Genomic DNA, 1,468 nt, shown 5'->3' on the forward strand with positions numbered 1-1,468 from the left:
ACGGGGGGGTGCCCCTATGGGTTTCGTCAACCCGCAGGGGTGGGTTGGGGGTCGTAGAAGGTGCCGTCGCGGAGCATGGCGAAGAGGACGTCTGCTCGACGGCGGGCGAGGCAGAGGATGGCCTGGGTGTGGTGCTTGCCTTGCTTGATCTTCTTGTCGTAGTAGATGCGGGAGGCCGGGTCGGCGAGGGCGGCGAACGCGGAGAGGAAGAACGCCCTCTTGAGCTGTTTGTTGCCGCGGCGGGAGGGTTGTTCGCCGCGGATGGAGGAGCCGGAGCTGCGGGTGGCCGGTGCGAGGCCGGCGTAGGAGGCGAGGTGGGCGGCGGACGGGAAACTGCTGCCGTCCCCGACGTCGATGAGGATGCGGGCTCCGGTCCTGACGCCGATCCCCGGCATGGACGTCAGGACCTTCGAAAGAGGGTGGTTGGCCAGCAGTTCCTCGATCCTGACGGCGAGGATTTTGCGCTGGTCAAGCACTGCCTGGAGGGAGGTGGCGAGGCTGGGGACGATCAGTGCGGCGGCATCGGTGCCCGGAACGACCACGGTCTGTTCATCCAGGGCGGTGAAGATCTCGTCGACCAGGCGCTCGGCCATCCTGGGGGCCTTCGGACGTATGAGAGTGACCAGCCGTCGGCGTCCGGCCTTGCGGATCTGGGCCGGGGAACCGAAGCGTTCCAGCAGCGTCAGGGCGGCCGGATGCTGGATGCGCGGCCCGACCACTCGCTCCAGGTGCGGGTGGATCTGGGTCAGCAGCCCACGGAGCCGGTTTGCGATCCGGGTGACCTCACCTGCGAGGTCGTCGTCGAAGCCCACGATCATCTCCAGCTCGGCGACCGTCTCGTCGGTGAGCTCGACAGTGCGCAGGGTGTGCGGCATTGCCCGGGCAGCGTCCGCGATGATGAACGCGTCGCGGGCATCGGTCTTGGCCTCGCCCGGATAGAGATCGGCGATCCGCCGCATCGTCAGCCCGGGCAGGTAAGCGACCTTGCAGCCCGCGTCCCGGGCCACGGCCAGCGGCAGGGCCCCGATGGATGCGGGCTGGTCGACGACCACCAGTACTGTGCCGTGCTTCGCGATCAGCTTGGCGAAGACCTCGCGGAGCTTGGGCTCGCTGTTGGGCAGCCGCCTGTCGAAGGCTTTCTTCCCGGCCGGGGTCAGCGCGGTGGCGTGGTGTTCGCCCTTGCCGACGTCCAGGCCCAGGAAGGCGCCGATGTCACTGGTGTCGATCACAAGCACTCTCCGGTCGTACGGTCCCGGCCTCACCTGTGGCACCAGCTGCCGGCATCCACATTACGAAGAACCTCCCTGCCTCCCGAAGGAGTTGGTGGTCATGCCCCTCATCAGCGGTCTACCAGTGCCTCCGGGAGCGGTGACACCACCCCCCAGATCATGATCAACAGGGGGGAGCAGTCATGCCGTCCCGGAGGCCGGGAACCCCATTGCGGGGCTGATCAAGAAGGTAATGGGGG

The 1,468-nt window shown here is 67.5% G+C and carries 1 protein-coding gene; it reads right to left on the reverse strand.

Features of this window, described 5'->3' with window-relative positions; genetic code table 11:
- Positions 1–26: 26 nt before the first annotated feature.
- Entirely contained in the window at positions 27–1,229 is a 1,203-nt protein-coding gene (locus AB0D85_RS52240) for an IS110 family transposase (protein WP_362338774.1), read from the reverse strand.
- Between the last annotated feature and the right edge of the window lie 239 nt (positions 1,230–1,468).

This window comes from Streptomyces sp. NPDC048277 (assembly GCF_040652235.1).
Lineage (GTDB): Bacteria > Actinomycetota > Actinomycetes > Streptomycetales > Streptomycetaceae > Streptomyces.